Below are 6,315 nucleotides of genomic sequence, written 5' to 3'. Positions count from 1 at the left end.
ACGAGCAGCGCGCCGACGAACGCCGGGAGGGCCATCAGCCGGACGTCCGGGCGCCGCAGACGCTCGAAGTGTTCCCGCCGCAGGGTCAGCGCCAGCACGACCGCGAGCGCCGCCCGGGGCGCACTCCGGGACCACAGGAGCGCCACCGCCTGCGCCCCGGCGACCAGGGCGAAGACCAGTCCCGGCGAGACACCGTCCCCGCCGGGAACGTCGTTCGCCCTCACGATGAGCAGCGGAAGCATGGGGTGGAGCCCGAGACCGACCGCCACCACGACCTGCGCCACCCGTCGACGGCGCGGCGCCGTCGGCTCGGCCCGGGCACCGTCCGGGCCGGGCAGCCGGGCCTCGACCTCCCAACCGCCGTCCGCGGTGGGGCCGCTGCGCACCGTGCCACCCGCCTCCTGTACCCGGCTGCGGAGGAACGCCTGCCCCCGGCCGCCGCCCAGGCCGCGAGCATCGCCGCTCGCGTCGTTCGGTGGGCCGTTACGGACGGCGACGACGTGGCCGTCACCGTCCGCCCGGCAGACCACGTGGGTGACGGCTCCGGGGGCGTGGCGTACGGCGTTGGTGAGCGCTTCACGGACGATGCCGAACACCGCTTCGGCGGCGGTCCCCTCGGGCACCGCCGCCAGCTCGCAGCTCACCGGTTGGCCGAGCCGCCGGATGCCCTCCGCCAGCGTCAGCAGCCGCTCCCGCGGCTCCGCGGTGTCGACGGTGCCGCGGCCGGGCTCGGGTACCGCACCCAGCGCGGCGGTGACCTCCGCGCCGGCGGTGACGGCAAGCGCCAGCGCTTGCTCGCGGAGTTCGGGGCGACGGTCGCCCAGTCCCTCGGCCGCGCCGGCGGACACGACCACGGCGGTCAGGTGATGGGCGCTGACGTCGTGGAGTTCGCGCTCCATCCGCCGTCGTTCGTCGGCGGCCAGGCGGTGCCGCTCCGCCTCGGTGCGGCGCAGCCGGTATGCAGCTGCCTCCGCGGCGGCGGCTGCGCGCCGTCGTCGTATGCCCCAGCCGCAGGAGGTGGCGTAGACCAGCGTGACCAGGGCCAGCACGAGCTTGTCGCGGTCACCGACGCCGTGCAGCGTAACCTGGTACAGCAGTTGCCACACGGCCAGGGTTCCCACGGTGAGCAGGGTCGTGAAGGTGTCGCGGCGCAGCGCCACTTCGTAGAGCGCCAGCGCGACACCCGCCGTCCCCAGTATCGCCACCGCACCGACGGGGAGGACTCCTGCGACGAGTGCGCACGGCACCACGGTGATCACCAGTGCTCCCACCGGGTGCCGGCGGCGGGTGAAGAGCGCGCCGGCCACCAGGAGCGCGGCGAGCGCCGCTGCCAGCAGGTGCGGCGCGGTCGGCACCTGGCCCCGCAGCAGAGCGCCACCCGGCCACACCAGGGCCTGCGCCGCCGCCAGAAGGACCGGGAGGAACCGGTCGTCGGTTCGATTCATGATGGGACGAGGCTATGGCCGTCGCTCCTCGCGGCGCTTCGGCCCGCGGGAGGACTCCGGTCTCCAACCAGCGATAGAGACCGGTGCGCCGTGTGCAGCCGTGCGGTGCCGGTGGGCCGGTGCAGCCCGGTGCGACCTTCCCTTCGAGCCCTCCGGACGCGGGGAGACGCGAACGGCCCAGGCGGGCGGTGACCGGAACCGGTGCGCGGCGGGCCGACTCGGTCGACCTGGCCGGCGCGGGCCGTGGGCCATGGCCGCCGACCGCCCCTCACGGGCTGCCGACGCAGTCGACTGCGCGGACCCGACGCGGTCCGGGCACGGGGCTCCCCGGCGCTGTGGGCGGCCGTCGCGGCGTATCGACCGAAGGGGTTGTTCCCGTCCGCTGCGGGGTTCGTTCCACGCCCCGGCTCTCGGCCGGCGGGAGCATGTGGGCCATGAACGCTGAACAGCGCTACGTGCGGGTGTCCGGACCACGACGACTGGAGGAACTCACCCGGGAGGACCAGCAGCCCGCGCGGGACGGGGTGGTGGTCGACGTCACCTACGCCGGAATCTGCGGAACCGATGTCCACGGCTACACCGACGGGCACATGCTGCCGCCGGCGGTCTTCGGGCACGAGTGGACCGGAAGGGTCAGCGCGGTCGGGGACGAGGTCTCCGGGGTGACCGTCGGACAGCGTGTGGTGGGTGCGGTAGGGCCCGCCTGTGGCGCGTGTCGCCAGTGCCTGGCCGGCCATGCCCGCCACTGCGACACGGTGTTCGCCGAAGCGAACGGTGTCGACGAGGCGGCTCCCGCCCACGGCGGCTTCGCGACCCGTCTCGGTGTGTCCGCGCGCAGGGTGGTGCCCGTGCCTGACGCCCTCTCGGACGTCGAAGCCGCTCTCGTCGAACCGGCGGCCGTGACCTTTCACGCGGTCCGCCGTACCGCCATGGAGCTGGGGTCCCTGGTGGTCGTGCAGGGCGCCGGTCCGATCGGCCTGCTGACCGCCCAGCACGCGCGCAACGCGGGCGCAGGTCGCGTCATCGTCTCGGAGCCTTCGGCTGCTCGTCGGAGCGCCGCCGAGAAGTTGGGCTTCCGCGACGTGGTGGCGCCCGAGGGCCTTCGGGAGCTGCTGACCAGGGCCGGCGAGGGGCTCGGCGCAGATGTGCTGTTCGAATGTGCGGGCGTCGCGTCCCTGCTGCAACCGTCCGCCGAACTGGTCCGGCGCGGCGGCACGCTCGCGCTGCTCGGCTTCCCTCTTACCGACTCGGCAGTCAGTTACGGCGACTGGCAGAGCCGGGAACTGACGGTCATCGGTTCACTCGCCTACAACCGCGAGGACTTCTTGGGCACGATGCGTTCGATCGCCGAGCGGCGGATCGACGTCGCCTCCCTGCACACCGGCACCGTCGGCCTGTCCCGGCTCGGCGACCTTCTGGAGGAGCTCGACGCGGGCGACAGCGCCCACACCAAGGTGTTCGTCGACCCCCGCAGCTGACGCACCGCCTGGACGTGGCCGCCTCAAGCAGCCGCTCGTGGTGCCGGGCTGCGCGGACATGTTTCCGGTGTGGTGCGGCGTCCACGCCTCCGAGGTGACCTGACCCGACGGGGCGCCGTCGCGCCGGAGGCCGTCTCCCTGTGCCCTTCCCGGCGGTGAACCGGGTCGCAGCCGTCACGGCGGCCTCGTGTGGCGACCGAGCCGAGCGGACGCCCCGGTCCGGCGCGGCCCGTGACCGACGTCGGATACGGGCGCCGCGGAGCTGCGGCCGGCACGCCGGTGGGCGGTGCGGGGCGTGGCGTCGGTCGTGACCGGTGTCCCGATGTCGTCGGTGGCCTCCGTCATCACCGGCGCCGTCTGCGGCATCGCCGGCACGGGCGCGCGTGCAGACCGACAGGTCGGCGCACTCGGGCTCCGGAAAGGCTCGTGACGGCGTCCTTCGGCCTCACATCCCGCGTGCGGGCGCACAGTTGGGATACCGGCCACTATCGCAATGACAATCATTGCCATTAGTGTGCTGTCGGTCGTGCCGCCCTCGGTACGCGCCGTCACCCCACGTTCCCATCCCCCGACGTCCCACCCCGACGCCCCGGGCCCCGACGCCCCGGCCGGTCCCCACCGGACAGCACCGGGCGCCTCGTCGCCCCCCCGAGACCCAGCACGCGCGCGCCCGTTCCACCGACGATCACGGAAGAGAACTCATGGACCGCACCGCGACCGGAACCGCCCTGCTTGCACAGCTGCCGGCTCCGTTGCCCGCCCACAGGATCATCGCCGTCAACCGGCCGACGGCCGACCTGCACACCACCCGCACGCACACCTGGAACGGCTGGACCTTCGACGTCCCCCCGGGCGTCTTCGTCCCCGGATGGACCAGCCGCATGATCCACGACCGGGTGCTCGACGGCCGCATCGAGACGCACGGTCTCCGCTACGCGGCCATGGGCGTCGGGCTCGGGATCGAAGCCGTGGCGGCCGGGTTGCGAGGAGCCCGCGAGGTCCACGCCCTGGACGTCCACGCGGCGAGCATCGCCGCCACCACGCGCCACTACCGGGAGCTCGTCGGCGACCGCCCGGGGACCGCCTTCCACCCCCGGGTCGGCGACCTCTTCGACGCCGTCCCGGACGGCAGTCGGTTCGACGTCGTCACCTTCAACCCCCCGGCCGTGAGCCGGTCGGTGAGCGACGACCCCGACGTCGTCCGCAACGTGTGCGTCGGTGCCCCGCTCGTCGCCCGCTTCTTCGCCCAACTCGCGGAACGCGAACTCCTCGCCCCCGCAGGGGAGATCTTCCTCATCGCCTCCACCACCGCCGACCTGCGCGCCCTGGTCGGTCATGCGCTCGACCACGGTTTCGACCCGCGGATCGAGCACCTCCACGACTGGCAGGACGGCGTCGTCACCTTCCTCTTCCGCATCACCCACCAGGGCCTCCGGGACGGGGGCCGACCGTGAGCGCCGTCGAAGAGCTGATCACCGACGTCCTGGCCGGCCGCCACGGGACCCCGCCCCGGCACCTGGTCGCCACCAGCGTGTTCTGGGCCCACCACGGCACTCGGCTGGCCGGCGGGGACACCACCTACCTCAACCAGTACCTCCTCGTCCGCGTCGGCGACTCCTTCGGTGCCTGCGCCTTCGAGGCCGGCGAGGTCGACCCGGCAGTGTGCCGGGCGGCCAGCGGGGCGAGTATCGACACTCTGCTGCGCGAAGGTCCCCACGCCCTGCGCATCGCGGCGCTCGACGCCTGCCTCGCCGCGGCGGCGCCGCACCGCGAGACCGCCGGCGCGGAGGCCGTCACCCTCCCCACCGGCACGCCCGAACACCGTGCCGCCGCGCGGGACGCCGCCGTCGCCGACCTGCTCGAGACCACGACCGGCCTCACCGTCGGACTCATCGGCGTCGTCAACCCACTCGTCGCCGCCATCCGGGAACGCGGCGGCGAACCCCTGCTCTGCGACCTCAACCTGCGGACCACCCGCTGGGGCGACCCGGTCACCGACGACATGAACATCGTGCTCGACACCGCCGACGCCGTCGTCGCCACCGGCATGACCCTCGGCAACGGCAGCTTCGACACCGTCCTCGGCCGCTGCCGCGAGCGGGGCGTCCCGTTGGTGGTCTACGCGCAGACCGGCAGCGCCGTGGCGCGTGCCTTCCTCGGGGCGGGGGTGACGGCGCTGTGCGCGGAGCCGTTCCCGTTCTCGCAGTTCAGCGCCGACGCCACCACCGTCTACCGCTACCGGGCGGTGGCGTGACACCCGCCGCGTTCGCCACGTCACCGGCCAGGAGCCACCCCATGGACGACCACATATCCGAAGCCGTCGGACGCCCGGACCTGATCCGCCTCGACGACTCCCTCACCTGCCTCCGCTTCGAGACCATGAAGGCGGTTTCCGCACTGGCCGCCGTGCGGCACCTGCTGGAGACCGGGGCCGTCCGACCTGGCGACACCCTCATCGACAGCTCCAGCGGCATCTACGCCTACGCTCTCGCCCTGGCCTGCCACCGCTACGAGCTGCGCTGCCACATCATCGGGTCCGCCGCTGTGGACCGCACGCTGCGCACGCAGTTGGAGGTCCTCGGCGTCCGTCTGGAGCTGATGCGCGGCGGCAACGACCTCAAGCTGGATCAGAACCGCCGGGTGGCCCGCATCCGGGAGATCCTGGCGGAGCACCCGGAGTACCACTGGATGCGCCAGTACCACGACGACATCCACGACCTCGGCTACGCCGAGGTCGCCGACCGCATCGCCTCGGAAGCCGGCGCCGGGCCGCTGACCCTCGTCGGCGGGGTCGGAACCGGCGTCTCCACCGGAGCACTCGCCCAGCAGCTGCGCCGACGCGCCGTCGACGTGCGGCTCGTCGGCGTCCAGCCGTTCGGCAGCGTCACCTTCGGCTGCGAGCACGTCGCCGATCCGGAGATCATCATCGCCGGCATCGGCAGCTCCATCCCGTTCGGCAACGTCCGCCACGACCGGTACGACACCGTCCACTGGACCGCCTTCGACGCCGCGCTGTCCGGCAGCATCGATCTGTTGCGGCGCCACGCCGTCTTCGCCGGCCTCTCCGCCGGTGCGGCGTACCTGGCGGCGCGTTGGGAGTGCCGCGCCGAGACCGACCGGACCGTCATGTTCGTCGCCGCGGACACCGGGCACCGCTACGTCGACACCGTCTTCGACCGTCACCGGGAGGCGATACCGCTGGAGGACCTGGCGCCCCGCCAGGTCCGGTCGTCGGCGGAGGTCGACCTTCCCTGGTCGCGGATGGACTGGAACGGGTCCTCCGCCCCTGCGGCGGCGGGGGAGGAGCTCCGGAAGAGGTGGCCCGACCGCCGCTCCGCGCACGACGACATGCCCGCCGCCGACCGACGTCAGCCCGAGCGGAAGGAAGACAC

5 protein-coding genes are annotated in these 6,315 nt (G+C 73.4%); 4 read left to right on the top strand and 1 reads right to left on the bottom strand.

The annotated features are described in order from the left end of the window. Nucleotides 1-1,445: sensor histidine kinase (locus HCJ92_RS21000; RefSeq protein WP_245241061.1), on the bottom strand; the 1,445-nt coding region annotated here is incomplete at its 3' end. 434 nt (nt 1,446-1,879) lie between these two features. Between HCJ92_RS21000 and HCJ92_RS20995 the strand changes: the two genes are divergently transcribed. The 4 genes from HCJ92_RS20995 to HCJ92_RS20980 all read left to right on the top strand — a co-directional run. Continuing rightward, a complete protein-coding gene (locus HCJ92_RS20995; RefSeq protein WP_209311404.1) occupies nt 1,880-2,923 on the top strand; it encodes a zinc-dependent alcohol dehydrogenase in 1,044 nt (347 codons plus the stop codon). Nucleotides 2,924-3,624: 701 nt separating this feature from the next. Then, nucleotides 3,625-4,377 (top strand): class I SAM-dependent methyltransferase, encoded by a 753-nt coding sequence (locus tag HCJ92_RS20990; protein ID WP_167935182.1) that lies wholly within the window; start codon nt 3,625-3,627, stop codon nt 4,375-4,377. After that, complete coding sequence (locus HCJ92_RS20985) at nt 4,374-5,177, top strand: Rossmann-like domain-containing protein (RefSeq protein WP_167935181.1); 804 nt, start codon at nt 4,374-4,376, stop codon at nt 5,175-5,177. The genes HCJ92_RS20990 and HCJ92_RS20985 overlap by 4 nt, the downstream gene beginning before the upstream one ends. Nucleotides 5,178-5,218: 41 nt before the next feature. After that, a partial coding sequence (locus HCJ92_RS20980; RefSeq protein ID WP_167935180.1) for a pyridoxal-phosphate dependent enzyme occupies nt 5,219-6,315 on the top strand: 1,097 nt, incomplete at its 3' end.

This window comes from Streptomyces spiramenti (assembly GCF_012034385.1).
Lineage (GTDB): Bacteria > Actinomycetota > Actinomycetes > Streptomycetales > Streptomycetaceae > Streptomyces > Streptomyces spiramenti.
Note: the sequence above shows the minus strand (reverse complement) of the source record. Positions and strands in the feature narration are given on the sequence as shown.